This window comes from Pseudomonas sp. DR48 (assembly GCF_019823085.1).
In the GTDB taxonomy this organism is placed as follows: Bacteria; Pseudomonadota; Gammaproteobacteria; order Pseudomonadales; family Pseudomonadaceae; genus Aquipseudomonas.
The window spans coordinates 3,880,624-3,907,082 of sequence record NZ_CP081946.1 but is presented as its reverse complement, the minus strand read 5'-3'; the positions used below and the strand labels follow the sequence as shown (position 1 = coordinate 3,907,082).

At 58.9% G+C, this 26,459-nt stretch carries 31 protein-coding genes; 16 read left to right on the top strand and 15 right to left on the bottom strand.

Annotated elements, in window-relative coordinates:
- Positions 1-378: 378 nt before the first annotated feature.
- From K5K95_RS17720 to K5K95_RS17690, 7 genes are all read right to left on the bottom strand, one after another.
- The gene (locus K5K95_RS17720; protein WP_090181832.1) at positions 379-720 is read right to left on the bottom strand and encodes a ribonuclease E inhibitor RraB; all 342 of its coding nucleotides are present in this window, start codon (positions 718-720) and stop codon (positions 379-381) included.
- Positions 721-938: 218 nt separating this feature from the next.
- Positions 939-1,172: a hypothetical protein gene (locus tag K5K95_RS17715; protein WP_222585376.1), complete on the bottom strand. Its 234-nt coding sequence runs from the start codon at positions 1,170-1,172 to the stop codon at positions 939-941.
- Between the two features lie 148 nt (positions 1,173-1,320).
- Complete coding sequence (speE, locus tag K5K95_RS17710; protein WP_222585375.1) at positions 1,321-2,196, bottom strand: polyamine aminopropyltransferase; 876 nt, start codon at positions 2,194-2,196, stop codon at positions 1,321-1,323.
- Between the two features lie 261 nt (positions 2,197-2,457).
- Complete coding sequence (locus K5K95_RS17705) at positions 2,458-2,649, bottom strand: PLDc N-terminal domain-containing protein (RefSeq protein WP_054048570.1); 192 nt, start codon at positions 2,647-2,649, stop codon at positions 2,458-2,460.
- A gap of 63 nt (positions 2,650-2,712) precedes the next feature.
- Positions 2,713-3,243, bottom strand: a complete 531-nt coding sequence (locus K5K95_RS17700) for a hypothetical protein (protein WP_222585374.1) — start codon at positions 3,241-3,243, stop codon at positions 2,713-2,715.
- Between the two features lie 73 nt (positions 3,244-3,316).
- Positions 3,317-3,835 (bottom strand): ankyrin repeat domain-containing protein, encoded by a 519-nt coding sequence (locus K5K95_RS17695; RefSeq protein WP_222585373.1) that lies wholly within the window; start codon positions 3,833-3,835, stop codon positions 3,317-3,319.
- A gap of 111 nt (positions 3,836-3,946) precedes the next feature.
- Entirely contained in the window at positions 3,947-5,773 is a 1,827-nt protein-coding gene (locus tag K5K95_RS17690) for a long-chain-acyl-CoA synthetase (RefSeq protein ID WP_222585372.1), read from the bottom strand.
- A gap of 343 nt (positions 5,774-6,116) precedes the next feature.
- Here K5K95_RS17690 and K5K95_RS17685 point away from each other — a divergent pair, with 343 nt between their 5' ends.
- On the top strand, positions 6,117-6,395 hold the full coding sequence (locus tag K5K95_RS17685) for a DUF3509 domain-containing protein (protein ID WP_222585371.1): 279 nt from the start codon (positions 6,117-6,119) through the stop codon (positions 6,393-6,395).
- Positions 6,396-6,599: 204 nt separating this feature from the next.
- On the opposite strand, the gene mtnC is transcribed toward K5K95_RS17685, so the two are convergent.
- From mtnC to aroC, 5 genes are read right to left on the bottom strand one after another with little or no spacing between them, the layout of a single operon-like run.
- Complete coding sequence (mtnC, locus tag K5K95_RS17680) at positions 6,600-7,283, bottom strand: acireductone synthase (protein ID WP_222585370.1); 684 nt, start codon at positions 7,281-7,283, stop codon at positions 6,600-6,602.
- Positions 7,284-7,287: 4 nt separating this feature from the next.
- On the bottom strand, positions 7,288-7,833 hold the full coding sequence (locus tag K5K95_RS17675; RefSeq protein WP_222585369.1) for a 1,2-dihydroxy-3-keto-5-methylthiopentene dioxygenase: 546 nt from the start codon (positions 7,831-7,833) through the stop codon (positions 7,288-7,290).
- 21 nt (positions 7,834-7,854) lie between these two features.
- Positions 7,855-8,481, bottom strand: coding sequence for a methylthioribulose 1-phosphate dehydratase (locus K5K95_RS17670; RefSeq protein ID WP_222585368.1), 627 nt, complete (start codon positions 8,479-8,481; stop codon positions 7,855-7,857).
- Complete coding sequence (locus K5K95_RS17665) at positions 8,478-9,644, bottom strand: MFS transporter (protein ID WP_222585367.1); 1,167 nt, start codon at positions 9,642-9,644, stop codon at positions 8,478-8,480. The genes K5K95_RS17670 and K5K95_RS17665 overlap by 4 nt, the downstream gene beginning before the upstream one ends.
- A gap of 12 nt (positions 9,645-9,656) precedes the next feature.
- Positions 9,657-10,748: a chorismate synthase gene (gene aroC, locus K5K95_RS17660; RefSeq protein WP_222585366.1), complete on the bottom strand. Its 1,092-nt coding sequence runs from the start codon at positions 10,746-10,748 to the stop codon at positions 9,657-9,659.
- Positions 10,749-10,877: 129 nt separating this feature from the next.
- On the opposite strand from aroC, the gene K5K95_RS17655 reads away from it, so the two are divergent.
- Together K5K95_RS17655 and K5K95_RS17650 are read left to right on the top strand one after the other, a co-directional pair.
- The gene (locus tag K5K95_RS17655) at positions 10,878-11,831 is read left to right on the top strand and encodes an alpha/beta hydrolase (RefSeq protein WP_222585365.1); all 954 of its coding nucleotides are present in this window, start codon (positions 10,878-10,880) and stop codon (positions 11,829-11,831) included.
- A 96-nt stretch (positions 11,832-11,927) separates the two neighbouring features.
- Positions 11,928-12,719 carry a hypothetical protein gene (locus tag K5K95_RS17650; protein WP_222585364.1) on the top strand — a complete coding sequence of 264 codons (792 nt, stop codon included), beginning with the start codon at positions 11,928-11,930 and terminating at the stop codon, positions 12,717-12,719.
- A 122-nt stretch (positions 12,720-12,841) separates the two neighbouring features.
- Here K5K95_RS17650 and prmB read toward each other — a convergent pair whose 3' ends face one another.
- Entirely contained in the window at positions 12,842-13,750 is a 909-nt protein-coding gene (prmB, locus tag K5K95_RS17645; RefSeq protein ID WP_090181807.1) for a 50S ribosomal protein L3 N(5)-glutamine methyltransferase, read from the bottom strand.
- 238 nt (positions 13,751-13,988) lie between these two features.
- On the opposite strand from prmB, the gene K5K95_RS17640 reads away from it, so the two are divergent.
- The 5 genes from K5K95_RS17640 (at position 13,989) to K5K95_RS17620 (ending at position 16,769) form a co-directional block, all read left to right on the top strand.
- On the top strand, positions 13,989-14,579 hold the full coding sequence (locus K5K95_RS17640; protein WP_090181805.1) for a cysteine hydrolase family protein: 591 nt from the start codon (positions 13,989-13,991) through the stop codon (positions 14,577-14,579).
- Positions 14,580-14,709: 130 nt separating this feature from the next.
- A complete protein-coding gene (locus K5K95_RS17635) occupies positions 14,710-15,030 on the top strand; it encodes a hypothetical protein (protein ID WP_222585363.1) in 321 nt (106 codons plus the stop codon).
- Between the two features lie 85 nt (positions 15,031-15,115).
- Positions 15,116-15,673: a Smr/MutS family protein gene (locus K5K95_RS17630; protein WP_222585362.1), complete on the top strand. Its 558-nt coding sequence runs from the start codon at positions 15,116-15,118 to the stop codon at positions 15,671-15,673.
- 77 nt (positions 15,674-15,750) lie between these two features.
- Complete coding sequence (gene folE, locus K5K95_RS17625; protein ID WP_003204506.1) at positions 15,751-16,296, top strand: GTP cyclohydrolase I FolE; 546 nt, start codon at positions 15,751-15,753, stop codon at positions 16,294-16,296.
- 101 nt (positions 16,297-16,397) lie between these two features.
- Complete coding sequence (locus tag K5K95_RS17620) at positions 16,398-16,769, top strand: glutathione S-transferase N-terminal domain-containing protein (protein ID WP_222585361.1); 372 nt, start codon at positions 16,398-16,400, stop codon at positions 16,767-16,769.
- 87 nt (positions 16,770-16,856) lie between these two features.
- Here K5K95_RS17620 and K5K95_RS17615 read toward each other — a convergent pair whose 3' ends face one another.
- Positions 16,857-18,023: a PLP-dependent aminotransferase family protein gene (locus K5K95_RS17615; RefSeq protein WP_222585360.1), complete on the bottom strand. Its 1,167-nt coding sequence runs from the start codon at positions 18,021-18,023 to the stop codon at positions 16,857-16,859.
- 82 nt (positions 18,024-18,105) lie between these two features.
- On the opposite strand from K5K95_RS17615, the gene K5K95_RS17610 reads away from it, so the two are divergent.
- From K5K95_RS17610 to K5K95_RS17600, 3 genes are all read left to right on the top strand, one after another.
- Positions 18,106-18,552: a MarR family winged helix-turn-helix transcriptional regulator gene (locus K5K95_RS17610; RefSeq protein ID WP_222585359.1), complete on the top strand. Its 447-nt coding sequence runs from the start codon at positions 18,106-18,108 to the stop codon at positions 18,550-18,552.
- A 333-nt stretch (positions 18,553-18,885) separates the two neighbouring features.
- Positions 18,886-20,235, top strand: a complete 1,350-nt coding sequence (locus tag K5K95_RS17605; protein ID WP_222585358.1) for an NCS2 family permease — start codon at positions 18,886-18,888, stop codon at positions 20,233-20,235.
- 78 nt (positions 20,236-20,313) lie between these two features.
- Positions 20,314-20,940: a LysE family translocator gene (locus K5K95_RS17600; RefSeq protein WP_222585357.1), complete on the top strand. Its 627-nt coding sequence runs from the start codon at positions 20,314-20,316 to the stop codon at positions 20,938-20,940.
- Positions 20,941-21,137: 197 nt separating this feature from the next.
- Here K5K95_RS17600 and uraH read toward each other — a convergent pair whose 3' ends face one another.
- Positions 21,138-21,491, bottom strand: coding sequence for a hydroxyisourate hydrolase (gene uraH, locus K5K95_RS17595; RefSeq protein WP_010456673.1), 354 nt, complete (start codon positions 21,489-21,491; stop codon positions 21,138-21,140).
- Between the two features lie 419 nt (positions 21,492-21,910).
- On the opposite strand from uraH, the gene puuE reads away from it, so the two are divergent.
- The 5 genes from puuE to K5K95_RS17570 all read left to right on the top strand — a co-directional run bounded on the left by puuE (position 21,911) and on the right by K5K95_RS17570 (position 26,408).
- Positions 21,911-22,837 carry an allantoinase PuuE gene (gene puuE / locus K5K95_RS17590; RefSeq protein ID WP_222585356.1) on the top strand — a complete coding sequence of 309 codons (927 nt, stop codon included), beginning with the start codon at positions 21,911-21,913 and terminating at the stop codon, positions 22,835-22,837.
- Positions 22,834-23,349, top strand: coding sequence for a 2-oxo-4-hydroxy-4-carboxy-5-ureidoimidazoline decarboxylase (gene uraD, locus K5K95_RS17585; protein ID WP_222585355.1), 516 nt, complete (start codon positions 22,834-22,836; stop codon positions 23,347-23,349). The genes puuE and uraD overlap by 4 nt, the downstream gene beginning before the upstream one ends.
- 90 nt (positions 23,350-23,439) lie before the next feature.
- The gene (gene alc, locus K5K95_RS17580) at positions 23,440-24,435 is read left to right on the top strand and encodes an allantoicase (RefSeq protein WP_222585354.1); all 996 of its coding nucleotides are present in this window, start codon (positions 23,440-23,442) and stop codon (positions 24,433-24,435) included.
- 117 nt (positions 24,436-24,552) lie between these two features.
- Positions 24,553-25,056, top strand: a complete 504-nt coding sequence (locus K5K95_RS17575) for an ureidoglycolate lyase (protein ID WP_090181784.1) — start codon at positions 24,553-24,555, stop codon at positions 25,054-25,056.
- 50 nt (positions 25,057-25,106) lie between these two features.
- Complete coding sequence (locus K5K95_RS17570) at positions 25,107-26,408, top strand: urate hydroxylase PuuD (RefSeq protein WP_222585353.1); 1,302 nt, start codon at positions 25,107-25,109, stop codon at positions 26,406-26,408.
- Positions 26,409-26,459 lie beyond the last annotated feature (51 nt).

The window sequence follows — 26,459 nt, the reverse complement described above, 5'->3', positions numbered from 1 at the left end:
AGGCTTCGCAAGGCCCGTGCCATCGGCAGAAACGCTTTGATATCAATCAGTTGGATAATGACTCCGTTAGCACCGCACCAATCCTGTGCAGCAAACGCCCCAAGCTGATCGCCCCCGCTTCATTGCAAGGCGAAGTTCTCGCCTATCACCAGCATAGTCAGAGTTGATTTCACTGCCCGGGAGTCGATACGGATAATCCGTGCATCCGTTGCAAAACCTGACTGAAACTTCCCTTTGGCCGCCTGCTCAGGCGGTTTTTTTTGCGTCGGATTCTTGTATCAGGGTTTTGCCGAGTGCAGCCGAGGGCTGCCAGCCACACATACGAAAACGGCCAACCCGAAGGTCAGCCGTTGCTGAGCGTTGTCACTGTTCATAGCGTTATGCGAGTAGCCCTCGTACCTCCTGCTTGACGCCCCACCCTTCGATGATGCCGCCCAGAGGCTCGACCACCGCCTCGAAATCCTGCTCAAAGTCGCCAATCCCGTCATAGGTGGCGTACATCACTTTGCTCAGTTCCAGCGCCCATGCGCCGTCATCGCGCACGCTGATTTGTGCATTCAAGGATTCACCACAGTAATGCCCTGCCGCCCTGCGTGCCCGCTCCTCATCAGGGAAAATGGCGTAGAACTCGATGGGATGGAATCTTGAAAAGTCAAAACCGCCTTCTTTCATGCGGCGCAGCACGCTGCTGCTGATGTCTTCTTGATAGGCTGTGCTCATGAAACGTCCCCCTCAAATTGATGGATAGACTTTCCGTATTCCCGGCACTCGCAACCGATGGGTGCGAGCGATGCGGCAACGATGTTGCCGGTGGGAAGCAAGCATGTAGCTGACAAGACCAGACCTTAGCGATCCGTTCGCTGATCTCGATTGCAGAGTAGCGCCAAGATAGAGCCGTTGCCAAGGCCTGGTGTTTCAAGAATGTGCCAGAGGGTGTATCAGACGGGAGTAATACCGAGGATTTCAATGCTGTTTTGGGCTTTAAGACTTTTGACACTCGCGTCAGCCGTTCGCCCTTCCAGATCATTCAGATCCAGTTCGGCAACGACAGGAAGGAGCCGGGCCTTGATGAGTTTGGCGGCTTCCTCGTTATCGGGGCACTCGTCGCACTCAAAGACTTCGTCGACTGTTTCACCGTGATCATCCACGAAAGTGATTTTCCACTTTTGCATCAGTGCCTCCTCGAACAAACCCGCAAATGGGCTTACCTCTATCTGGACTTTTGGCCTGACTGATCGTTCAACGGATTACGACGTAAACGCATGAAATATATAACCTGTGGGGCAAGCTCCCACAGGGGGTTATGCGTACATCTTCAGTTTAGTCGTTGCTTGGCTTGTTCACGGCTTGCAATACGTATTGCGGCAAGGCGAAGGCGCCGATGTGGATTTCCGGGTTGTAGTAGCGGGTGACGATGCCGCTGCCGGCGAAACGCTGTTGCAGGGTTTCACGGGACAACTTGCGATAGGCAGTATTGGTCGCGCCCCAGGCAAAGGTCATCGAGCCACCGATGTAGGTCGGCACCGCGGCCTGATAGAAGTGCCAGTCCGGGAACAGGCTGCGCAAGCGGCCGGCGGTGGTTTTGACTTCTTCGATCTGCATGAACGGCGTGCCGTTCTGCGTGACCAGAATGCCGCCTTCGTTGAGGCAGCGACGGCACGCCTGGTAGAAATTTTCCGAGAACAGCACTTCACCCGGACCGATCGGGTCGGTGGAGTCGGAAATGATCACGTCGAATTTTTCAGTGGTGGTGGCAACGAAACGCATGCCGTCGTCGATCACCAGGTTCAGGCGTGGATCATCGAATGCACCTTTGGAGTGGTTCGGCAAAAATTCCTTGCACATGTCGACCACAGTGCCGTCGATCTCGACCATGGTAATGTGCTCGACGCCGCCGTGTTTAGCCACTTCACGCAACATGCCGCCGTCGCCGCCACCGATGATCAGTACGCGCTTGGCACTGCCGTGCGCCAGGATCGGCACATGGGTGAGCATTTCGTGGTAGATGAATTCATCGGCTTCGGTGGTCTGGATTACCCCGTCCAGCGCCATCACCCGACCCATGCGCGGATTTTCAAAGATCACCAGATGCTGGTGTTCGGTGCGCACTTCGTGCAGCAGCTTTTCCATGCGAAAACGCTGGCCGTAGCCTTCGTAGAGGGTTTCCAGGTATTCGCTGGTCGGGGTCGTGCTCATGGGAATTGCTCCGAGGAGTGCGGGTGGCAACGGACGGTTACCCGCCCATGATGGCCAATCGATCGGCACGATTGACCGGGAAAGGCGCGCATTCTACGTCGCGGAATATGACAGGTCGAACCTCGCTGATGAGCCAACACAATCCTTTGTGGGAGTGGGCTTGCCCGCGATGAAATCGCTGCGGTCTGTCAGGCACACCGCGGTGATCCCATCGCGGGCAAGCCCGCTCCCACAGGTAAGGTGTCGACCTTCAGAGAGAGATCAGATCCGAACATTGCCCCGTGGCCCGGCGATGGCCCAGATGATCAGGCCCAGGACCGGCAGCAGCAGGATCAGCAGCACCCAGATGATTTTCATCCCTGTTTCAGCGCCACTTTTGAGCACGTTGATGATTGCCCAGATATCGAGGGCAAGAATGATCAGGCCAACCAGACCGTTGAACGTGGAACCCATGGTGTCGCTCCTAAGAGTGGTATGCACTCTTAGGATAGCCGGGCCTTGCGAGGGTTCCGTTATTTAAACGTGAATCGCGACTTTGAGGGCTTCGAGCGAAGGCGCGGCAGCGATGCCGACTTCGGCGCACAGCTCCAGCACGCGAGGCACGTCGTTGCCAAAGACCAGCACCACTTGCAACTCGTCGTCGAGCAACTGACTGAAGTTCATCAGCGTGTAACCGCCGTTTTCCTTGTTCATGCTGCCCATCTGCACCTGAATGCGGTTGAGTGCGGTCAGGGCTTCGGTCTTGGCCAGTTGCTTGGGCTTGATGTTGAAATCCACGCCCGGGCCGAACGAGGCGACGATCTGCGCGAGCAAATCCATGTAGGTATCGGCCTGGAAGAGCACAGTCTCCGGCAGACTGCCGACAACCACCCACTCGCCCAGCGGAATCGGGAAGGTGTCGTCGTAGTTGATATCCGGATTGGCCGCCAGAAAAGCTTCGGGATCGGCGTAGGCCTGGGCCGCTTCCTCAGCGACTTTCAGGATTTCGTCATCGCTCATGCACCCGGAGCTGATTTTGCTGATGAGTTCGACGAGTGCGGCTTTCATGGGACGGATCCTGTAGCGAGTGAATTTTGAGGGCGCGAAGGATAGCGCATTACGCCCCCCAATCCGTAGCCGATCAGCCGAGCAATTTCTGCAATTGCGCAGTGGTATCGACGGCACCCAGGGTTTTCGCGGCGTCCAGTGCCGACACGCCATTGGCGTCCTTGGCTTTCGGGTCGGCACCTTTGCTGATCAGGTAGTCGACGATTTCGACGCGGTTGAACATCGCCGCCATCATCAGCGCGGTACGACCGTCAAACGACGAACCTTCAACTTGTGCGCCACCTTCCACCAACGCCTTGACCACTGCCAGGTCGCCTTTGAACGCAGCGCCGGCAATCGGGCTCTGGCCGTTGTCGTTGCGGATTTCCGGGTCGGCCTTGTGTTCCAGCAGCACTTTTACCGTGTCCACATGACCGTGGTAAGCGGCGAGCATCAACAAGGTGTCGCCCTTATGGTTGCGCAGGTTCGGCGGCAGGCCTTTGCTCAGCAGCGCGGCCATCATCGCCGCATCGCCCTCGCGCGCTTTGTTGAAGACCTGCTCGGCAAATTCGGCGGCTTCTTCGGGGGTCATCTGGCGGCTTTGGTCTGACATCGGGCACTCCACGTTCGGTTATTCGCAAAGCCGACAGTTTCCCGAGCAGCTCCGAAGCTGTCACTTCTTTTTTCTCAAGGGCCGCCATAGCCACCTTCAATAGCGCTGCTTTCAATAACGAAAAGCGCCGCCGTGAATATCCGCCAACACCTGATCGGTGACTTGCACGTAAGTCTGGGTGCCGGGCAGCCAGGCATAGATCGGGTCGTCGCCGGTTTTAGCGAGGTCGAAGGCTTCGTCCTTGAGCCGGGTCTTCTGGTATTTGAAGGTGCCGGTGGTCTCCATTTTCACTTTCACCCGCAGGAAAAGTGGCACCGCATATGCGGGCATTTGCTCGCGGGCAAACGCCAACAGTTCACTGAAATCCAGGGTCGCCAAGGACTCCGCCGGCGTGATCGCGGCCATGCCGGCACGTCCGTTGGTGTTGCGGATTTCGACGCCGTAGGCCACGGCTTCGCAAATATTCGGGTGTTTCAGGAGGATGTTCTCGACCTCGGTGGTCGAAACGTTTTCACCCTTCCAGCGGTAGGTGTCGCCCAGCCGGTCGACAAATTGCGCGTGACCGAAACCGATGTTGCGCAACAGATCGCCGGTGTTGAAGTAACGGTCGCCTTTCACGAACACGTCGTGAAGGACGACTTTCTCGGTCTTTTGCGGATCGGTATAGCCGTCCAGTGGCGCCTTGTCGTCGATCCGCGCCAGCAACAGGCCCTGCTCGCCTTTGCCGACTTTGCGCATGAAGCCCTTGGCGTTACGCGTCGGCTGGCCGCTGTCATGGTCGTAGGCCACCAGTTCCCAGGCCATCAGGGAGAAACCGACGGTGTTGTCAAAGTTGAGAATGTTGCTGAACCCGATGTTGCCGTCGCTGGCGGCATACAGCTCACAGATGTGCCCGACGCCAAAGCGTGTCTTGAACTCGCGCCAGGCGCCGGGACGCAGGCCATTGCCGATCATCTTGGTCACTGGATGCTGGTTGTCGTCGGGGCTGGGTGGTTGATCCACCAGGTAGCGGCACAATTCACCGACATACCCCAGGGTGGTCGCCCGATACTTGCGCACGTCATGCCAGAATTGGCTGGCGCTGAATTTGCGGCGGATGGCAAATCCTGATGCGCCGTTGATCGCCGAGCCCCAACACACGCAAAGCCCGGTGGCGTGATACAGCGGCAAGGTGCAATAGACCACATCCTGGGGCTGCATATTCAGGGCGATCAGGCCGAAGCTGACCGAGCTGCGCATCCAGCGACCGTGCTTGAAGACGCCTGCCTTGGGTAATCCGGTGGTGCCCGAGGTGTAGATATAGAAACAAGGATCGTCGAAAAAGACCTGCCGGCTGCTGACGGGGTTCTCGCTGGACGCACTGGCCGCGTCAGTCATCAGATTGATGAAACCGGCCGGCGCGACACCGGGACGAGTGTAGGTGTCTTGATCGGCAACGAACCAGGTGCGCGTCGTCTCGATCGATACCCGTTCGCGGACTGCGTTGAAGGCCGGGACCAGTTCTTCGCCGACGATGATCGCCACGGGCCTCACCAGGTCCAGGCTGTGGGCCAGTGTGTCACGGGTTTGCGAGGTGTTGAGCAAGGCACTGATCGCACCGACCTTGGCCACGGCCAATATCGTCACCAGCAGTTCCGGGCGGTTCTCGAGGAAAACCGCCACCACATCCCCCTTGCCGATGCCTTGGACAATCAGGTGATGGGCGATGCGATTGGCCCACTGGTTGACCTGTGCATAACTCAGCGCCACATCGCCCTGCAGCAACGCGGGACCATCAGGGTTGCGCAAGGTGGCTTGCTCGAACGTCCAGCCGAGGCCACACGGTTGGGTCGGGTCCTTGACGTTGGCGACTTTCATGCCTTTCACCACACGGGGAATGGTTTTGGCAATGGAAGGCAGCTTGCGGAGCATCATGCCCCAGGTAATCGTGTCGCTCATGCGTGCTCCCGTTAGATCTTTTTATTGTCGGGCGGCGTTCTATGAGACCGAAAATACGTCAGCGGTTCTTGAGCTGTACACGCGGTTTTTGAAATGTTTTGTATCTGCACCAGCAGGTTGAAAACCGTGAACCTCAACGCGGCTAAATGGTTCCATTGAATCGTGCCCGACCACGCAAAATGCAGGATGCACGATGGCCTTTCATGCAGTTTGCACGAATCCAAAAAATCACCTAAAAATTAACTTGTTGATTTATAACGATTTTTAAAAAATCAGGTGCTGGCACAATCGCTGCAACTACCTCTCCATGCTTGCTAATCAAGTGCTAACGGAGCTGATAGACATGAGCCTGATCCAAGAAAAATTTACCTCCCTGTTCTCCAACTTCGAAGTGACCACCCAGCCGCGTCCTGACGGTGGCATTCTGCTGACCTTGCGCAGCAACGAAGGCAAAGTGTTCAAGCGTTCGATTTCCTACCAGCAATTGCATGCTGGTGATCAGTTGTCCTGGGTGATCAGTGCGATCCGTCGTGACCTGGCCGAACAAGCCAGCGAACTGCCGCAGATCTCCATGCTGCAAAGCCAGCAACGGTTTGCCCTGCCGACGTACCACTCGGCGTAAAACCTGCGGTTGTATAAGTCAGTACGCAGCAAACAAACAGGCCGTGAGAGCTTTCGCTCCACGGCCTGTTTTGATTTCAGGCGTAGCACGATTCCTTGTGGGAGCGGGCTTGCTCGCGAAAGCGGTGTGTCAGGTTATACATCTGTCGACTGACACACCGCTTTCGCGAGCAAGCCCGCTCCCACAGGTTATGTGTTTCGAGGCTTAGAGAGTGGAAGGGTCGATCCGCGCGAAACTGTCGACGGTCGTATGCCCCGCCAGTTCCCCGCCCTCTCGGGCCAGCCCGCAAGTCGCCATGCCGGCCGTGCGTGCCGCGTCGAGTTCTTCGACGATGTCGGACAAGAACAGAATCTGCGACGGCTCGACGCCGATGGCTTGGGTGATGCGCATATAAGAAGACGCTTCACGCTTGGGCCCCGACGTGGTGTCGAAATAGCCGCTGAACAGTGGCGACAGATCCCCCGCCTCCGAGCAGCCGAATATCAGCTTTTGCGCCTGAATCGAGCCCGAGGAATACACAAACAGTTTGAAACCTTCCTGATGCCAGCGCTTGAGCGCTTCAACGGCGTCCGGATAAACGTCGCCTTTCAACTGCCCGGCCTGATAACCCTGGGCCCAGACCATTCCCTGCAATGCCTTGAGCGGAGTGGCCTTGCGGTCTTCGGCAATCCAGCCCAACAGAATGTCGATGACTCGCTCGACGTCCGCCTCAGGCTCATTGCTGTCCCGGCGCACGGCCGTCAGTTGCTCGGCCACATCGGCGCGTTCGGCGTGTTGGCGAACGAAGTCCGGCAAGTGTTTGGCCGCGTAGGGAAACAGCACGTCGAACACAAAACTCACCGCGCTGGTGGTGCCTTCAATGTCGGTGAGAATCGCCTTGATCGGCATTGGCTCAGTCCTCAAGACGCGGGAAGCGGTTGGCGATGTCTTCGCCAGTGAAGTTGGCCACCCAGCCTTCAGGGTTGTTGAACAGGCGAATCGCCACGAAATGCGGATGCTCGCCCATGTCGAACCAGTGAGGTGTGCCGGCGGGCACCGAGATCAGGTCGTTCTTCTCGCAGAGCACCGCATAGACGTAATCGTCGATGTGCAGGGTAAACAGCCCACGGCCAGCGACGAAAAATCGTACTTCGTCTTCACCATGGCGGTGTTCGTCGAGGAACTTGGCGCGCAATTCGGCCTTTTGCGGGTGATCGCTGTTCAGGCTGATCACATCGACCGTGACGTAACCGCGCTCGGTCATCAGTTTGTCGATCTGTTCCTGATACGCGGCAATCACTTCTTCCTGGCTGGCGCCGGGCTGGATTTTCGCCGTGGCTTGCCAGCGGTCGAAACGCACGCCCTGCTCGGCCAGGGTCGAGGCGATGTCTTCGAAATGGGTCAACACCTTGTTCGGAATGTCAGGGCTTGAGACGTGGTAAACGGACAGGCTGCTCATCAGGGGCAACTCCTTAACGGTTCATGCATTACGGTTAAAGAGCGAACGCGTCTTCAACTCGCACTCGAACAAAAATTCAAAGGCCTCGATCTGTCGCAGCGCATCGCTCATGCGTGCGCCCCAGGTGTAGAGGCCATGGCCGCGAATCAGGTAGCCGACGCAATCCGGATGGGCTTCAAGCCAAGGCTGCACCTTGGTGGCGAGGCGCGCAATGTCCTGATCGTTGTCGAAAATCGGCACGCACACCCGGGATTCATGGGTCGAGATACCACTGAAAGCTTTTTGCAATTCGTAGTCTTCGAAGTCGATGAATTCGCCCGGCGTCAGGCGTGACAGCACCGTGGCGTTCACCGAATGGGTATGCAGCACCGCGCCGATCTCCGGGCGCCAGTTGTAGAGCTGGGTGTGCAGCAGGGTTTCGGCGGACGGTTTTTTACCCGGTTCCAGACTGTTGCCCGACAGGTCGGTGGCCAACACATCATCCACACCGAGCTGGCCTTTGTGCTTGCCGGACACTGTCAACAGCGCTTCGGTCGCCGACAGGCGGGTCGAATAGTTGCTGCTGGTGGCCGGCGACCAGCCGCGACCATACAGAAAACGCCCGGCGTCGATGATTTCCTGGGCGAGGTGTTCACGGGTAAGGCTCATGGCCTGTCCTCTTGCAGTCGTGTGGCAATGATAACGGCAGCCGCCAGCGCTGCGAGGCTTGCAATACTAAAGGTCAATGTGGCGCCAAGGGCGTTCCAGCTGTAGCCGGCATATAACGCGCCCAGTGCGCCACCGGTGCCGGCCAGCGCCGCGTACAACGCCTGGCCCTGCCCTTGCTGGCGCGCGCCGAAGCTACGTTGCACGAACTGGATGGCAGCGGCGTGAAAGCTGCCAAATGTTGCCGCGTGCAACACTTGGGCAAACAGCAGCACCCACAGAAGCTCGGCGAACGAACCCAGCAGCAACCAGCGCAACGCCGCCAGCAGAAAACTCGCCAGCAGCACCCGACGCACCGAGAAACGCGCGAGGATCTTGCTCATGGCCAGAAACATCAGGACTTCGGCAACCACACCGACCGCCCAGAGCATCCCGATCACGCCACGGCTGTAACCGAGTCGTTCAAGGTGCAACGTCAGAAAGGTGTAATACGGACCGTGACTCATCTGCATCAGCGCCACACACCCGTAAAACGCCAGAACCCCGGGGCTGCGCAGTTGCTTGAGAAAGCCGTCCGCCGCTGGCCGCTCACCGTGAACGGGTTGGGCGTTGGGCACCCACAAGCTGCTCACCACGATCCCGGCCATGATCAGCACCAGCGCCACCGGATAAATGTCCAGGCTCAGCCATTCGAACAACCGGCCGAGCGCGACCACGGTGATGATGAAACCGATGGAACCCCAGAGGCGGATCTGACTGTAGCGCGAGGTCTGGCCTTTCAAGTGCGCCAGGGTGATGACTTCGAACTGCGGCAACACCGCGTGCCAGAAAAACGCGTGCAAGGCCATGACCATCGCCAGCCAGGCGTAGGTCTTGCTGACGAAAATCAGCGAGAACGTCAGCAGCGTGCACACGGCGCCGAAGCGCACGATGGCCAGGCGTCGGCCGGTGTAGTCGCCGAGCCAGCCCCAGATGTTCGGCGCCACGCAGCGCATCAGCATCGGGATCGCCACCAGTTCGCCGATGCGCGCGCTGGAAAAACCCAGGTGATCGAAGTACAGCGCCAGAAACGGCGCCGTCGACCCGAGCAAGGCGAAATAGAACAGATAGAAACTGGAAAGCCGCCAGTACGGGAGCGCCGCCACGTCGTCAGACCGCAGCGGCATTAAGGTCAGCCATTAAAGCTGACCCAGCACCGGCGTGCTCACACGCACGTCGGCATTCTGCCCGCGATGACGCAACAGGTGATCCATCAGCACGATGGCCATCATCGCTTCGGCGATCGGCGTTGCGCGGATACCGACGCAAGGGTCGTGGCGACCTTTGGTAATGACTTCCACCGGGTTGCCGTGGATGTCGATGGAACGCCCAGGCGTGGTGATGCTCGAAGTTGGCTTGAGTGCCAGGTGTGCAACGATCGGCTGGCCCGACGAGATCCCGCCCAAAATGCCCCCCGCGTTGTTGCTGAGGAAACCTTGCGGGGTCATTTCATCGCGATGTTCGGTGCCACGCTGGGCCACGCTGGCGAAACCAGCGCCGATTTCCACGCCTTTGACTGCGTTGATGCTCATCAGCGCATGGGCCAGTTCGGCATCGAGACGGTCGAAGATCGGCTCGCCGAGGCCCGGCATCACGCCTTCGGCGACCACGGTGATCTTCGCGCCGACCGAATCCTGGTCGCGGCGCAACTGGTCCATGTAGGTTTCCAGCTCCGGCACCTTGTCCGGGTCAGGGCAGAAGAACGCGTTTTCTTCTACCGAATCCCAGGTCTTGAACGGGATTTCGATCGGACCGAGCTGGCTCATGTAGCCGCGAATGACGATACCTTGGGTGGCCAGGTATTTCTTGGCGATGGCACCCGCCGCCACGCGCATCGCGGTTTCACGCGCCGAGCTGCGACCGCCGCCGCGGTAATCGCGCTCGCCGTATTTGTGGTGGTAGGTGTAATCGGCGTGGGCCGGGCGGAACAGATCCTTGATCGCCGAGTAGTCCTTGGACTTCTGGTCGGTGTTGCGGATCAGCAGGCCGATGGAGCAACCGGTGGTACGCCCCTCGAATACGCCCGAGAGGATTTCGACCTCGTCGGCTTCCTGGCGCTGAGTGGTGTGGCGGCTGGTGCCGGGCTTGCGGCGATCCAGATCGCGCTGCAAATCCTCAAGGGATATCTCCAGCCCCGGCGGGCAGCCGTCGACAATGGCGACCAACGCCGGACCATGGCTTTCGCCCGCGGTGGTGACAGTGAACAGCTTGCCGTAGGTATTGCCGGACATGCAGGACGCTCCGTGAAATGAACCTGAATACGTAATGCGCGCCAGTATACGCAGGCTACCCAAGTAGTTCATCCTCGAACCTTATGGGTGCCTGCGAGTCCAACCGGCACCTTTGTGAATGATGGCGTGATGATGCTGCGAGTTCTAGTCTTGACTCTTACCCTGTTTACCGGCTTTGCCCAGGCCACTGTCCTGCAACGCCCGATCACCCTTGATACCGGTAGCGGAGAGCTTTTCGGCTCGCTGTTGCTGCCAAAGTCCGACACTCCGGTGCCGGTTGTGCTGATCATTTCCGGCTCCGGTCCTACGGATCGTGACGGAAACAACATAGAAGGCGGACGCAACGACAGCCTCAAACGGCTGGCCTGGGTGTTGGCCAAACACAACATCGCCAGTGTGCGTTTCGACAAACGCGGAGTAGCGGCGAGTCTTGCGGCGACGCCAGACGAGCGCAATCTCTCGGTGGAAGCCTATGTGTCCGACGCCGAGGCCTGGGCCCGCAAGCTCAAAACCGATCCACGTTTCGGCCAACTGATCTTGCTGGGCCACAGCGAAGGGGCGTTGATTGCCACCCTCGCCGCTCCGAGCGTCGACGCCGCTGCGGTGATTTCCTTGTCCGGGAGCGCCCGACCAATCGACCAGGTTATACGCCAGCAATTGAGCAACCGCCTGCCGCCACCGTTGATGCAGCGCAGCAATGAGTTGCTCGACAGCCTCAAGGCGGGCCACGCTGACGATAACGTGCCGCCACAACTGGAGGCGATTTTCCGCCCGAGTGTGCAGCCGTACATGATTTCACTGTTCCGCCAGGATCCGGCCGCAGCGTTCGCGAAGCTGAAGATGCCGGCATTGATCATTCAGGGCAGCAACGATATCCAGGTTGGCGTGGGTGACGCCAAAATGCTCAAGGCGGCCAAACCGGACGCCGAACTGGTGGTGATCGAAGGCATGAACCACGTCATGCGCATCGTGCCCAACGACGTAAAGCGGCAACTGGCGTCCTACAAGGATCCACAATTGCCACTGGCCGCCGAACTCGGGACGCGGATCATCGAGTTTATTGACGGACTTCACTCTCGTTAAGCGACCTACCCTCCAGTCCTGAAAAAAACGGCCGATAAGCCTTTGTCGCCAGCGCTATGGCGGGCGACAAGCAGAGCTTGGACAGGACTCGCCGCGATGACAGATACCCAGACTTCACCCGACACCACCGCTGAAAAAGACGTACCGCCAGCGGTCGAGCTGCCGTGGGCGGACGTCCACGTCGAGCACCACAAGATGCTCCGCCTGGCGCCGCTGCAAACCGACCGCAACACCGGTGGGCGGCCATTGCGCTTTGTCGAGTTCGGTTACGCCGAGCGCACCAGCAAGGAATACAGCCTGATGCGCATGAGCATCACGCTGCCCGGCCAGCGCGTGCGCAAAGAGCAGAATCATCTGGATGTGTGGGTCAACCACACGACCAAATGTGTGCACTTCGGGCCAGACAGCGGCCTGCAGGTCGAGCCGGTCAACCGTGGTATCGGCCGCTTCATGGCCGCTCAAGGCATCACTTGGGCGAAGAAGCGCTGGCCCGGCTACTCCGTTGATGGCACTGACCTGAACAATAAAGATGCGCTGAACGAAGACACACGCCTGCGGCGAGATAGCTTTCTCAAAGCGCACGGCTTTGAGGTGGTGTACGCCGACGCCCAGCATCTGAAAGGCAGCGTCAAAGAGGTTCAGGTCGGCGACCTGAAGGGTGACTGGAACAGCGAAAAGCTGCAGGTGGTGGAAATCATCGAGGCGGCGCAGATGCTTCAGCAGGCCGAGCAGAATCTCGCCGAGCAGGAAGTGAAGCTCAAGAAACACGAAGAAAAAGTCAGCAAGTACAAGCGTGAAGACGCCGGGCTGCGCTTTACCATTACGTGCCTGGTGGCGTTTGCGGTGTTTCAGGCGGGGTTGTTGATCTGGATTGCGACGCACCGCTGATCGCTGATCGTTCCCACGCTCTGCGTGGGAATGCAGCCCGGGACGCTCTGCGTCCCAAGTGGACGCAGAGCGTCCATTGAGGCATTCCCACGCAGAGCGTGGGAACGATCAGGCTGGTTCAGTCAGACGCGGGAAGCGAACAGCGCTTGATGATCGCGGCACTGCTCTGCGGTCAACATGAACACGCCATGCCCGCCTCGCTCGAAATCGAGCCAGGCGAAGTCTACTTCCGGGTACAGCGCCTCGACGTGCACCTGGCTGTTGCCCACTTCAACAATCAGCAAACCCTTCTCGGTCAAATGATCCGCTGCTTCGGCGAGCATCCGTCGCACCAGGTTCAAACCATCGTCGCCACAGGCCAGGCCCAATTCCGGTTCATGCTGGTATTCATCCGGCATGTCGGCGAAATCTTCCGCATCGACGTAGGGCGGGTTCGACACGATCAGGTCGAAACGCTGACCCGGCAAACCGTCAAAACCATCGCCCTGAACGGTGTACACCCGCTCATCCACGCCGTGACGCTCGATGTTCTGGTTGGCCACCTCCAGCGCTTCGAACGACAAGTCGGCCAGCACCACTTCGGCCTTCTGGAATTCATAGGCACAGGCAATGCCGATGCAACCGGAACCGGTGCACAGGTCAAGAATCCGCGCAGGTTCGGCGCCCAACCAAGGCTCGAAACGTTTTTCGATCAGTTCGCCAATCGGTGAACGCGGGATCAGGACGCGCTCGTCGACAATGAACGACATGCCACAGAACCAGGCCTCGCCCAGCAAGTAAGCGGTGGGAATGCGTTGTTCGATGCGACGCTTGAGCAACCGTTGCAGATTGACCACCTCGTCCTCTTCCAGATTGCAGTCCAGATAGCTGTCGGCGATTTCCCACGGCAAGTGTAAGGCACCGAGCACCAGTTGACGGGCTTCGTCCCAGGCGTTGTCGGTCCCATGGCCGAAAAACAGATCCTCCCCATGGAAGCGGCTGACGGCCCAACGGATATGGTCACGCAGGGTACGAAGGCGGGAAGTGATCACGAGGTAGACTCCAGAAAAAACGACTGGCGATTCTAACAGCCAAAACGCGCCACGACGACGCAGGAAAAACACCGGATCAGATGTAGGACATATCCATTTTTACCGGTGGCTATTGAACAAAATGTGCATCTTGACAAGGCTGCACGCCAGCAACGACGGCGTTTGCGATAGTAGCGATTCACAGAACCGCTCAGCCAGAGGACAATGTCGCAAAAGCCCCACTCCAAGGAGCCCCAGAATGTCCGTTCCAAAAACGATGTTTCAACTCAGCGGCCGCGGTTACGCAGCAGCCAATCTGGGTCATGCGACCCTAGTCATCATCGATGCCCAGAAAGAATACCTCAGTGGTCCGTTGGCCCTGAGCGGCATGGATGCTGCCGTCGCGAACATCAAGCAACTGGTCGCCGCTGCCCGCGCGGCAGGTCGGCCGATTGTGCATGTGCGTCACTTGGGTACCGTGGGCGGCCTGTTCGATCCACAAGGCGAACGCGGTGAGTTCATCCCGGGGCTTGAGCCACAGGGCGATGAAACCATCATCGGCAAACTGTTGCCAAGCGCGTTTCACGGCACCCAATTGTACGATCGACTGCAAGAACTGGGCTCCCTGGACCTGATCGTTTGCGGCTTCATGAGTCATTCCAGCGTTAGCACCACCGTGCGCGCGGCGAAAAACCTGGGCTTTCGCTGCACCTTGGTGGAAGACGCCTGCGCGACCCGCGATTTGCCCTACAAGGGTGGCGTACTCACGGCCGAGCATGTGCAGCACACGGAAATGGCGATCATGGCGGATAACTTCGCCACCCTCGCGCTGACTCACGATCTGATCTGATCGGCCTCGGTGAGCGGTCGATACCGCCGCTCATCCACAAAAGCCTCTCATTTGGTGCAATTGACTTAGCCTCAGGAACAACCCGGACAACTCCCGGTCGAAGGGCCGATACCCATTGAGGAAGGTCGGAATGAAGTTATCCGATGGTTTTGATGCACGCCGCCTGCGGCCCAAAGGGCAACGCAATTGGCGTTTTCGATTCGGCGCCGCGTTTGCGGCCTTGCTGGCAACCTGCGGTGTGTTGCTGGCCATGGCGGGCGCCGCCAGCCTGCTGGGTCGTCCACCGGCCCTGGGCGAGTTGAATGCCAGCCGGCTGGGCTCGGCGATCATTCTGGCCGTTGGCCTGTTGGTGCTCTATATCGGCGTGTGGTTGTGGCGCCGCTGCCGTCGCCGCTCGCGCCAGTCGCGAGAGCTGAACATATCCCCGCACCTGATGAAAAAACACGACTGAATCCAGGCCCGCCCTTTGGCGGGCCTCAATTGTTATGGATAGCGCCCCGACTTGGGTAAACTGGCCGCCCTTCGCGGAGGCTGACATGCAAGACGACGATTTTTCCCTGTTCAAAAGTGCGATCCAAGGCGTCAAGCCGATCAAGCACGATCGCGCCGACACCGGCAAACCCAAGGCCGACCGGGCGCAAATCGCCAAGTTGCGCCAGGCCGCGACCGTTCGCACCGACGCCACCACGGTTGATGGCTTGTCCGATCAGTTCGTCATCGACGTCGGCCCGGAAGACGAGTTGATGTGGGCGCGTGACGGCGTTCAGGAAAGCCAGATGCGCAAGCTCAAGATCGGACAGATTCCGTTCGAAGGCAGCCTGGACCTGCATGGCATGACCGTTGAAAAGGCCCGGGAAACCCTCTGGGCGTTTCTGGCCGAAGCGACCAAATTCGAAATCCGCTGCGTGCGTGTCACCCACGGCAAAGCCGTGCGCCTGGACGGCAAGCGGCCGATGATCAAAAGTCACGTCAACACCTGGCTGCGCCAGCATTCGCAGGTGCTCGGCTTCACCTCGTGCCAACCCAGGCACGGTGGCGCCGGCGCCGTTTATGTGATGCTCAAACGAACCATGATGGAAGGCCGCGACGAGTAAAGCTGTCGCTTCACGCTTGCAGCGCCGTGTCCGCCACCGTACCCTTGCCCTTTGCGAAAATCCCCACAGGTAGTTTCATGTCCCTGGAACAGAATTACACCGCGATTCTCGGCCAATTGGGCGAGGACGTCTCCCGCGAGGGCCTGCTCGACACGCCAAAGCGTGCCGCCAAAGCCATGCAGTACCTCTGCCGCGGCTATGAACAGACACTGGAAGAAGTCACCAACGGTGCCTTGTTCAGCTCCGATAACAGCGAAATGGTGCTGGTCAAGGACATCGAGCTCTACTCGTTGTGCGAACACCACCTGCTGCCGTTCATCGGCAAGGCTCACGTCGCCTACATTCCGAGCGGCAAAGTGCTGGGCCTGTCGAAAGTCGCGCGGATCGTCGATATGTACGCCCGCCGCCTGCAGATCCAGGAAAACCTCAGCCGCCAGATCGCCGATGCGGTCCAGCAAGTCACCGGCGCCCTGGGCGTTGCGGTGGTGATCGAGGCCAAGCACATGTGCATGATGATGCGCGGTGTGGAGAAACAGAACTCGTCGATGATCACCTCGGTGATGCTGGGTGAGTTCCGCGAAAACGCGGCGACCCGCAGCGAGTTTCTCAGCCTGATCAAGTAACCCGCAGCACGAAGAAAACCGGCATTCATCGCCGGTTTTTTTTCGCCTGTGAAAATCAGGTAAGCTGCGCGCCTTCTGCTTGCCCCTGTGAGGCTTATACCGTGTTCGTAAAAGCGCTTCGTGTCGGCCTTGGCCAACTGATCATCTTCATCGACTTCATCACCCGTCCCGGCAAGAAACAACGTCCTGCTGAGGTTCAGGCCCAGGTCAACACGGCGGCCAAGAGCCTGACGTTGTATCAGTTTCACGCCTGCCCGTTCTGCGTGAAAACCCGCCGCACCTTGCGCCGTCTGAACGTGCCAGTGGCGTTGCGCGATGCGAAAAACAATGAACAGGATCGCCAGACCCTGCTGCAGCAAGGCGGCAAGATCAAAGTGCCGTGCCTGCGCATTGAAGAGAATGGGCAGACCACCTGGATGTATGAGTCCAAGGTGATTATTGATTATCTGGATAAGCGATTTGCTGCGGCGTGATCGTTTTGTGTTAGCCGGTCTGGCTTCATAAACCTCAGACAAAAATAAACCGGCCGATGAGCCGGTTTATTGGTTTCTACCCTCCCCTCAAGCCGCTTTCACCGCGTAGGCCTGGCGTATCACTGCCGCCAATCGACTGAGCCCTTCGTCCAGCCGCGCCGGGTCGATGTGGCTGAAGTTGAGCCGCAGGTGCCCGGGATTGTTGTCCGGATCGGGAAAGAACGGTTCGCCCGGCATGAACGCAACATCCGCCGCCAGCGCAGGCTTGAGCAATGTCCGGGTGTCCATCGGTTGTTTGAGCGTCAGCCAGAAAAACAGCCCGCCCTGCGGCACATTCCAGTCCGCCAGATCGGAGAAATGCGTTTGCAGCGAACACTGGAAAGCATCCCGGCGCCCCCGATAGAAATCTCGCAACTCGCGCAAATGATGGTCGAATTTCTCAGTGCCAATCCATTGCAACGCTTGCCACTGCCCCACGCGATTGGTGTGCAGGTCTGCCGACTGCTTGAGTTTCAACAAGTGCGGAAACAGGTCCGCACTGGCAATCAGGTAACCGACCCGCAAGCCTGGCAATAAGGTTTTCGATACCGTGCCGGTGTAGATCCAGCTGCTCTTTTTCAGGCGACTGACAATCGGCATCGCACTGCCGCCATCGAAGGTCAACTCACGGTACGGTTCGTCTTCGATCAAGGTCACGCCGAATTCATCCAGCAACGCCGCCACCGCATCACGCTTGGCTTCGCTGTAGCGCACCGCCGACGGATTCTGGAACGTCGGGATCAGGTAGATGAACGCCGGACGATGTTTTTCCAGACGGGCACGCAATTGCTCCAGGTCAGGGCCATCCGCCTCCAGCGGCACGGTGATGCAGTCCGCGCCGAACAACTGGAAAATCTGCAACGCCGCCAGATAGGTCGGCGCTTCCAGCAAGATCTCGGTGCCTTTGTCGATGTACAACTTGGCCGCCAGATCGAGGGTTTGCTGGGAGCCGCTGACCACCAGGACCTGACTCGCTTCGCACGGTACGCCCAGCGCCCGCGCCTCGGCCGCCAAGGCTTCACGCAGCGCCGGCTCGCCCTCACTCATGCCGTATTGCCCCATCGACAGCGGCATGTCGGCCCACTCGACTTTCGGCAGCATGGCTTCGGCCGGCAAGCCGCCAGCGAACGACATCACTTCCGGGCGCTGGGCGGCCGCGAGGATTTCTCGGATCAAAGAACTTTTAAGGCGCGAGACACGTTCGGAAAAAGCCATGGGGGTCACCGGTAGCGAGGCCTGAGGAAAATGAGTCAAACTGATTGACCGAAATTACGACAACTCCAACGGAAACGTCAACATGCTTGACCTTAAAAACCCTGGCACCCAGCAACAAGCCATGGAAGCGTTCTTCTTCGGCTACCAGGCGTTCACCGCAAAGGCTGACGAAATGCTTGAGCGCCGCGGCTTGAGTCGGGTGCACCAACGCATTGTGTTTTTTATCGCTCGCTACCCGAACCTGAGCGTCAAGGAGCTGCTGGCCTTGCTCGGCGTGACCAAGCAGGCGCTGAACATGCCGCTGCGTCAGTTGGTGGAAATGCATCTGGTGAACAGCGTCTCGTCCGAGACCGACAAGCGTAAGCGGCTGCTCGAATTGACCGAGGATGGCGCGCGGTTCGAACAGTCGCTGCGACGCGAGCAGGTGAAATTGCTCGAGCGGGTGTTTGCCGAGGCTGGGGAGTCGGCGGTGAATGGGTGGTTGGCGGTGAATCTGGCGCTGGGGAAAAGTCAGTTGGCTGCAGATTGAGTTTTTCCCTGGTGGATTTGTAGTGGCCAATCTGGCCTCTTCGCGAGCAAGCCCGCTCCCACACTCGACCGCATTCCTCTGAAGGAACCCGATCACCTGTGGGAGCGGGCTTGCTCGCGAAGGGGCCAGAACAGGCGATATATCCCTATCGCCAAACTTTTCGTCTACAAGATCAAAAACATTATTTGCTTTATTTGTATACAAAAGCATAATCCACTTCGTGCGAGTTCCTGACCAACCGGTCAACAAATTCGCAAGTGCCTCAAAGGGCCGCCGCCACCCTCATGGGTCCGGCCCTGGAAATAACAATAAAACTCTTGAGGAGTACTCGCTGTGGAAAGCCGCAAATCCGAAGCCCCGACGCTGGAACTCTCGCCGCCGTTACGCAATGGCTGGCTGGAGCGCATCTTCAAACTCACCTTGCATGGCACCACGGTGAAGACCGAGCTGATTGCCGGTCTGACAACCTTCATCACCATGGCCTACATCATTTTCGTCAACCCCAACATCATGGCTGACGCGGGGATCGATCACGGTGCCGCGTTCGTCGCGACCTGCATCGCCGCGGCATTGGGCTGTCTGCTGATGGGCCTGTACGCCAACTGGCCAGTCGGCCTGGCGCCGGGTATGGGCTTGAACGCTTTCTTCACCTACACCGTGGTCGGCACCATGGGCTACAACTGGGAAACCGCCCTCGGCGCGGTGTTCGTTTCCGGTGTGTTGTTCATGATCCTGACCTTTTCGCGGATTCGCGAATGGCTGCTCAACAGCATCCCGGTGAGCTTGCGCTTCGCCATGGGCGCCGGCGTGGGTCTGTTTCTCGGGCTGATCGGCCTGAAAACCGCTGGCATCGTCGTCGATAGCCCGGCGACCTTGATCAAGCTCGGCTCCCTGCGCGAACCCGGCCCGCTGCTCGCCGCCATCTGCTTCCTGATGATTGCCGTGCTCAGCTACCACAAGGTGTTCGGTGCGATCCTCATCAGCATCATCACCGTGACCCTCGCGGGCTGGGGTCTGGGCCTTGTCCACTACGAGGGCATCATGTCGGCACCGCCGAGCCTGGCGCCCACCTGGATGGCCATGAACATTGCCGGCGTGTTCAACGTCAGCATGATCAGCGTGGTGCTCGCATTCCTCTTCGTGCACATGTTCGACACCGCCGGCACCTTGATGGGCGTCGCCCAGCGCGCCAACCTGGTGAACGCTGACGGCCGGATCGAAAACCTTTCCCGCGCCATGAAAGCCGACAGCGCGTCCAGCGTTTTCGGGGCAATGGTCGGTGTGCCGCCAGTCACCAGCTACGTGGAAAGTGCTGCCGGTGTCGCTGCGGGTGGTCGGACTGGTCTTACCGCAGTGACCGTAGGTGTGCTATTTATTGCCGCCATGTTTTTCGCACCGCTGGCTGGCATGATCCCCGCTTACGCAACCGCAGGTGCGCTGATTTATGTGGCAATGCTGATGATGGGCGGCATGAAGCACATCGAATGGGACGAAGCGACCGACAGCATTCCGGCGATCGTCACCGCGATCATGATGCCGCTGACCTTCTCGGTGGCTGACGGTATCGCACTGGGCTTTATCACTTATGTGGTGCTCAAGGCGTTCACCGGTAAGCACAAGGAAATTTCCGTCAGTCTGTGGGTGCTGTGCGCGATCTTCATCGCCAAGTTCGTTTTCTTGTAAGCCGCATACGCTTCAAAAACAGGATTCAAAACAGCCTCACCCCGTCGGGTGGGGCTTTTGCACAAATGGAGGAAAGAGATGAGTCTGGAAACCTGGCTGCTGTTCAGTGGCGCTGCGCTGGTGGTGATCCTGATCCCGGGGCCGCTGTCCCTGCTGATGATCAGCAACAGCCTGAATTACGGCTTGCGTCGTTCATATCCAGCGTTTCTGGGGGGAGTGATTGCCTCGATCTGTTTGCTCAGCGCTTCGGCGTTGGGGCTGGGCGCGCTGTTGTTGGCGTCGGAACAGTTGTTCAGCGCCCTGAAAATCGTCGGCGCGTTGTACCTGTTCTACCTCGCCTGGCAGAGCTGGCAGCAATCGCGCCAGCCATCGGTGGGCGCTCAAGTGCCCCAGGCTGCGCCAGTGCCACGCTTTCGCGCACTGTTCGGGCGCGCGTTCGTGCTGGGTGCGAGCAACCCGAAAGACATCCTGTTCTTCGCCGCTTTCCTGCCACAGTTTTTGAATGCAGGGCAGCCGTTCCTGCCGCAACTGCTGGTGATGATTGCGACCTGGACCGTGCTCGATCTGCTGTGCAAATTGGCTTACGGACTGGGCGCGCATGGTGCGGCGCGGTATCTGCGCAGCGGCAAGGGCCAGAGCTGGTTCAACCGGGTCAGTGCCGGGTTGTTCAGTGGTGCCGGCGCTGCGTCGCTGTTGAGTCGATAAGGGCAAAAGATCGCAGCCTCGTTTCACTCGACAGCTCCTACATGCAGACGCATTCCCTTGTAGGAGCTGTCGAGTGCAACGAGGCTGCGATCCTTTGACTTTCCAGCAGGCAAAAAAAAGCCCGCAGTGTGAGCGGGCGAAAGACCAAAGAAGCTATATGCGCAGTCGCTTCCAGGTTGAGGCAGCTGCTTGGGGGATCAGCTGCCGCGGTACGTGGAATAGCTGTATGGCGAAATCAGCAGCGGTACATGGTAGTGATCCTGTTCGGCAGAGATGCCAAAACGCAGCACCACCACATCCAGGAACGCCGGCTCCGGGAGCTGAACGCCACGGGCGCGGTAGTAATCGCCCGCATGAAACTGAACCTGATAGACCCCGGAACGGTAGTCATCGCCTTGCAGCAGCGGCGCATCGACACGGCCGTCGCTGTTGGTGATCGCGCTGGCGACCAATTCCAGCTGCGAGCCTTCAACGCGGTACAACTCGACCTTGATCGAGCTGCCCGGGCAACCGTGTGCAGCGTCCAAAACGTGTGTAGTCAAACGTCCCATTGATTCTGCGCGCCCGCCTGCAAAGAGCAGTCAGGCCTCGCGCCTCCCGAAGTCAGTTGAAAAGGAGACCGCACCGATTCGGAGCACGAAACGCTGCGGCGAGCGACTGATTAAGACACTTTTCAAAAAAATTGTACACAATAAAAACGACATTTTTGCAGCCAGTCCCGCCATTGTCGATTTCAAAGTGAATCTGAAGCAAAACCATGCGCTCAGCGGACCTCCCATCCATTACCTGACCAACTGGGCAAGTTTCTTGCAGTAGCATGAGAAGATGACAGTTCATCAAAAATGCAAAAAATCAGGCTTACAAAGTGAATATAAAGTTGTATACAATCAGCCCATCGCTGTGACGCCAGCCTGTCATCTCATCGCCAGGCCGCCACACAACCTGTCAACGAATAAGAAGGAAGACTGCAGTGAGCGCTGACTACCCACGCGACCTGATCGGTTACGGCAGTAACCCTCCTCACCCCCACTGGCCGGGCAATGCCCGCATCGCCTTGTCGTTCGTACTCAATTACGAAGAAGGCGGCGAGCGCAACATCCTGCACGGTGATAAAGAGTCTGAAGCCTTCCTCTCGGAAATGGTTTCGGCCCAGCCGCTGCAGGGCGCGCGCAACATGAGCATGGAATCCTTGTACGAGTATGGCAGCCGTGCCGGCGTCTGGCGGATTCTGAAACTGTTCAAGGAATTCGACATTCCGCTGACCATCTTCGCCGTGGCCATGGCCGCCCAGCGCCACCCGGATGTGATCCGCGCAATGGTCGAGGCCGGCCACGAGATCTGCAGCCACGGCTACCGCTGGATCGATTACCAGTACATGGACGAGGCGCAGGAACGCGAGCACATGCTCGAAGCGATCCGCATCCTCACCGAACTCACCGGCGAACGCCCGCTGGGCTGGTACACCGGCCGCACCGGTCCGAACACTCGTCGACTGGTGATGGAAGAAGGCGGTTTCCTCTATGACTGCGACACTTACGACGACGACCTGCCCTACTGGGAACCCAACAACCCGACCGGCAAGCCGCACTTGGTGATCCCGTACACCCTGGACACCAACGACATGCGCTTCACCCAGGTTCAGGGTTTCAATAAGGGCGACGATTTCTTCGAATACCTCAAAGACGCCTTCGACGTGCTGTACGCCGAAGGCGCCGAAGCACCGAAGATGTTGTCGATCGGCCTGCACTGCCGCCTGATCGGCCGTCCAGCGCGCCTGGCCTCGCTCAAGCGCTTTATCGAATACGCTAAAAGTCATGAGCAGGTGTGGTTCAGCCGCCGTGTCGACATCGCACGCCACTGGCACGAAACCCACCCGTACCAAGGGGCTGCCAAATGAGCACCTTTCAAACACTGAAACCCTCGACCCTGAGCCGCGACGCGTTCGTCAAAGCCTTCGCCGACATCTACGAACATTCGCCATGGGTAGCCGAAAAGGCTTTCGACCTGGGCCAGGACGCCTCGATCGACGAGATCGAAACCTTGCACCAGCGCATGAGCGACATCCTGTTGAGCGCTGATCACGAAAGCCAACTGGCCCTGATCAACGCTCACCCGGACCTGGCCGGCAAAGCCGCCGTCCAGGGCCAACTGACCGAAGCCAGTACCAATGAACAAGCTGGCGCCGGTATTCACCAATGCACGGCCGAAGAGTTTTCTCGCTTCACCGAGCTGAACGACGCCTACAAGGCCAAGTTCAAGTTTCCCTTCATCATGGCGGTAAAAGGCAGCAACCGGCATCAGATCCTCGCGGCGTTCGAAACGCGCATTCACAACTCGGCAGATACCGAATTCAAGTGCGCGCTGGCGCAGATCAACAAGATCGCCCTGTTCCGATTACTGACCCTATAAGCAAGCCTCGCCCGAGTGTTCTTAAACGCGAAGAAACACCCAGGGCCTGGCAAGCATCCCAAGCCAACTTATTAAAGGCAGACAAGAAGAATGAAAGCTTACGCCGTACCTTTCGAGAAGTTCGTCAATCTGGCCGATGCCCGCCTGGGCACCAAGATCATTTCGGTCACCGATGACTGGTTCGCTGATGCCAACCGCCTGTTCCAGCCGACTCCGGCTGTGTGGAAAGAAGGCGTGTTCGATGACAACGGCAAGTGGATGGACGGCTGGGAATCGCGCCGCAAGCGCTTTGAAGGCTACGACAGCGCCGTGATCCGCCTGGGCGTACCGGGCTCGATCAAAGGCGTGGACATCGACACTTCATTCTTCACCGGCAACTTCCCGCCGTCGGCCTCCCTGGAAGCGTGCTTCCTGGCCTCGGGCGAACCGGACGACAACACCCAGTGGACTGAAGTGCTGTCCGCTGTCGAGCTGCAAGGCAACAGCCACCACTACCACGAAATCAGCAATGACCAGGCCTTCAGCCACCTGCGCTTCAACATCTACCCGGATGGTGGCGTGGCCCGTCTGCGTGTCTACGGTATTCCGTTCCGCGACTGGTCCGCTGTCGGTGACAACGAGCAAGTCGACCTGGCCGCCGCCCTCAACGGTGGCCGCGCCCTCGCCTGCTCCGACGAACACTTCGGTCGCATGAGCAACATCCTCAACCCGGGCCGTGGCATCAACATGGGCGACGGCTGGGAAACTGCACGTCGTCGTACCCCGGGCAATGACTGGGTGATCGTCGCGCTGGGTCATGCCGGCGAGATCGAAAAAGTCATCGTCGACACCCTGCACTTCAAGGGCAACTACCCGGACACCTGCTCGATCCTGGGCGCCTTCGTGAAGGGCGGCACCGACAGCCAGATCGAAACCCAATCGCTGTTCTGGCGCGAATTGCTGCCGGCGCAGAAACTGGAAATGCACGCCGAACACACCTTCGCCGAGCAGATCAAAGCCCTGGGCCCGATCACCCACATCCGCCTGAACGTGTTCCCGGACGGTGGTGTGAGTCGCCTGCGCGTTTTGGGCAAGGTCGCTAAGTAAGCGCTGAACCCAATCGCCAGCAGGCTGGCTCCCACAGGGAAATGCATTCCAAATGTGGGAGCTGGCCTGCCAGCGATGACAATAGAACCAACAACACAGAATTCGGAAAAGAACAGCATGCGCACACTGACGATTGAACCGCTGACCAAAGAAGCCTTCGCCCCTTTCGGTGACGTGATCGAAACCGACGGCAGCGATCACTTCATGATCAACAACGGTTCGACCATGCGCTTTCACAAACTGGCGACGGTGGAAACCGCCACGCCAGACGACAAGGCGATCATCAGCATCTTCCGCGCCGACGCGCAGGACATGCCGCTGACCGTCAGCATGCTGGAGCGTCACCCGCTGGGCAGCCAGGCCTTCATTCCGCTGCTCGGCAACCCCTTTCTGATCGTGGTCGCGCCACTTGGCGATGAACCTGTATCAGGCTTGGTCCGCGCCTTCGTCACCAACGGCAGGCAGGGCATTAATTACCATCGCGGCGTTTGGCACCATCCGGTGCTGACGATCGAAAAGCGGGATGACTTCCTGGTGGTTGATCGCAGTGGCACAGGCAACAACTGCGATGAGCATTTTTTCAAAGAGGATGAGCGTTTGATCCTCGCCCCCCACCAATAAGAGAAGGTCTGATCACTCGACAACAGAGTGACAGGCGAGAGGTAAAGACTGTGGAAGCACATCTGTTGGAATGGCTGAACCTGAGCGTGCGCTGGGTTCACATGATTACTGGCGTGGCCTGGATCGGCGCGTCGTTCTATTTCGTCTGGCTGGAAAACAACCTCAATCGGGTCAACCCGAAAAGCGGTCTGGCCGGCGATTTGTGGGCGATCCACGGCGGCGGTATCTACCACCTGGAAAAATACAAACTGGCCCCACCGACCATGCCGGACAACCTGCACTGGTTCAAATGGGAAGCCTACTTCACCTGGATGTCAGGCATTGCGCTGCTGTGCGTGGTGTTCTACTCCAACCCGACGCTGTATCTGCTGGCACCCGGCAGCACCCTGAGCGGTCCTGAAGGCGTGGCCATCGGTATCGGCTCGCTGTTCATCGGCTGGTTCATCTACTCCTTCCTCTGCGACTCGGCCCTGGGCAAACGCCCTGCCCTGCTCGGTGCAATCCTGTTCGTGCTGATCATTGCCGCTGCCTACGGCTTCAGCAAAGTGTTCAGCGGTCGTGGTGCTTACCTGCACGTCGGCACGATCATCGGCACCATCATGGTCGGTAACGTATTCCGCATCATCATGCCGGCGCAGCGCGCACTGGTGGCAGCGATTGCCGAAAACCGCACGCCCGATCCGGCGCTGCCGGCCAAAGGCCTGTTGCGTTCGCGGCACAACAACTACTTCACCTTGCCCGTGCTGTTCATCATGATCAGCAACCACTTCCCGAGCACTTACGGCAGCCAATACAACTGGCTGATCCTGGCCGGGATCGCGGTGCTGGCGGTGTTGGTGCGTCACTACTTCAACACCCGTCATGACAGCCACAAGTTTGCCTGGACGTTGCCGGTGGCAGCGGTCGGCATGATCTGCCTGGCTTACGTGACAGGCCCTGCGCCGATGTCCAGCGCACCTGAAGTGGCCAAGGCGCCTGGCGCCATCGAGTACCAGCCGCTGCCGGAAACCGCCCTCGGTGGTGGCGCCAAACCTGAAGCCGCGAAACCTGCAGCTCCGGCTGCCACACCGGCCCAGGCGTCGAACCAGGGTCCGGCGTTCGACAAGGTGCACAGCGTGATTCAGGAACGTTGCGCAGTGTGTCACTCGGCCAAACCGACCAGCCCGCTGTTCAGTGCCGCACCGGCCGGCGTGATGTTCGACACCCCCGAGCAGATCCGCCAGAACGCACCACGCATCCAGGCGCAAGCCGTTACCAGCCAGATCATGCCTCTGGGCAACATCACCCAGATGACCCAGCAGGAACGTGACCTGATCGGTGCCTGGATTGTTCAGGGAGCTCAAACCAACTAACCGTTGAAAAGCATCGCAGGCAAGCCAGCTCCCACAGGATTCAGGTTGTCC

Bases quoted from the DNA above. Each gene is read 5' to 3' on its own strand.
- K5K95_RS17685 (WP_222585371.1), top strand. From the start codon at position 6,117: ATGAGCCTGATCCAAGAAAAATTTACCTCCCTGTTCTCCAACTTCGAA.
- alc (WP_222585354.1), top strand. From the start codon at position 23,440: ATGAAAGCTTACGCCGTACCTTTCGAGAAGTTCGTCAATCTGGCCGAT.
- aroC (WP_222585366.1), bottom strand. From the start codon at position 10,748: ATGTCCGGCAATACCTACGGCAAGCTGTTCACTGTCACCACCGCGGGC.
- K5K95_RS17575 (WP_090181784.1), top strand. From the start codon at position 24,553: ATGCGCACACTGACGATTGAACCGCTGACCAAAGAAGCCTTCGCCCCT.
- K5K95_RS17695 (WP_222585373.1), bottom strand. From the start codon at position 3,835: ATGTCAGACCAAAGCCGCCAGATGACCCCCGAAGAAGCCGCCGAATTT.
- K5K95_RS17700 (WP_222585374.1), bottom strand. From the start codon at position 3,243: ATGAAAGCCGCACTCGTCGAACTCATCAGCAAAATCAGCTCCGGGTGC.
- K5K95_RS17720 (WP_090181832.1), bottom strand. From the start codon at position 720: ATGAGCACAGCCTATCAAGAAGACATCAGCAGCAGCGTGCTGCGCCGC.
- K5K95_RS17615 (WP_222585360.1), bottom strand. From the start codon at position 18,023: ATGGCTTTTTCCGAACGTGTCTCGCGCCTTAAAAGTTCTTTGATCCGA.
- mtnC (WP_222585370.1), bottom strand. From the start codon at position 7,283: ATGCCGATCAAGGCGATTCTCACCGACATTGAAGGCACCACCAGCGCG.
- K5K95_RS17600 (WP_222585357.1), top strand. From the start codon at position 20,314: ATGAGTCTGGAAACCTGGCTGCTGTTCAGTGGCGCTGCGCTGGTGGTG.
- K5K95_RS17650 (WP_222585364.1), top strand. From the start codon at position 11,928: ATGACAGATACCCAGACTTCACCCGACACCACCGCTGAAAAAGACGTA.
- K5K95_RS17715 (WP_222585376.1), bottom strand. From the start codon at position 1,172: ATGCAAAAGTGGAAAATCACTTTCGTGGATGATCACGGTGAAACAGTC.
- K5K95_RS17630 (WP_222585362.1), top strand. From the start codon at position 15,116: ATGCAAGACGACGATTTTTCCCTGTTCAAAAGTGCGATCCAAGGCGTC.
- speE (WP_222585375.1), bottom strand. From the start codon at position 2,196: ATGAGCACGACCCCGACCAGCGAATACCTGGAAACCCTCTACGAAGGC.
- K5K95_RS17670 (WP_222585368.1), bottom strand. From the start codon at position 8,481: ATGAGCCTTACCCGTGAACACCTCGCCCAGGAAATCATCGACGCCGGG.
- K5K95_RS17705 (WP_054048570.1), bottom strand. From the start codon at position 2,649: ATGGGTTCCACGTTCAACGGTCTGGTTGGCCTGATCATTCTTGCCCTC.
- K5K95_RS17610 (WP_222585359.1), top strand. From the start codon at position 18,106: ATGCTTGACCTTAAAAACCCTGGCACCCAGCAACAAGCCATGGAAGCG.
- K5K95_RS17635 (WP_222585363.1), top strand. From the start codon at position 14,710: ATGAAGTTATCCGATGGTTTTGATGCACGCCGCCTGCGGCCCAAAGGG.
- uraD (WP_222585355.1), top strand. From the start codon at position 22,834: ATGAGCACCTTTCAAACACTGAAACCCTCGACCCTGAGCCGCGACGCG.
- folE (WP_003204506.1), top strand. From the start codon at position 15,751: ATGTCCCTGGAACAGAATTACACCGCGATTCTCGGCCAATTGGGCGAG.
- K5K95_RS17665 (WP_222585367.1), bottom strand. From the start codon at position 9,644: ATGCCGCTGCGGTCTGACGACGTGGCGGCGCTCCCGTACTGGCGGCTT.
- K5K95_RS17640 (WP_090181805.1), top strand. From the start codon at position 13,989: ATGTCCGTTCCAAAAACGATGTTTCAACTCAGCGGCCGCGGTTACGCA.
- K5K95_RS17690 (WP_222585372.1), bottom strand. From the start codon at position 5,773: ATGAGCGACACGATTACCTGGGGCATGATGCTCCGCAAGCTGCCTTCC.
- K5K95_RS17675 (WP_222585369.1), bottom strand. From the start codon at position 7,833: ATGAGCAGCCTGTCCGTTTACCACGTCTCAAGCCCTGACATTCCGAAC.
- uraH (WP_010456673.1), bottom strand. From the start codon at position 21,491: ATGGGACGTTTGACTACACACGTTTTGGACGCTGCACACGGTTGCCCG.
- K5K95_RS17655 (WP_222585365.1), top strand. From the start codon at position 10,878: ATGATGCTGCGAGTTCTAGTCTTGACTCTTACCCTGTTTACCGGCTTT.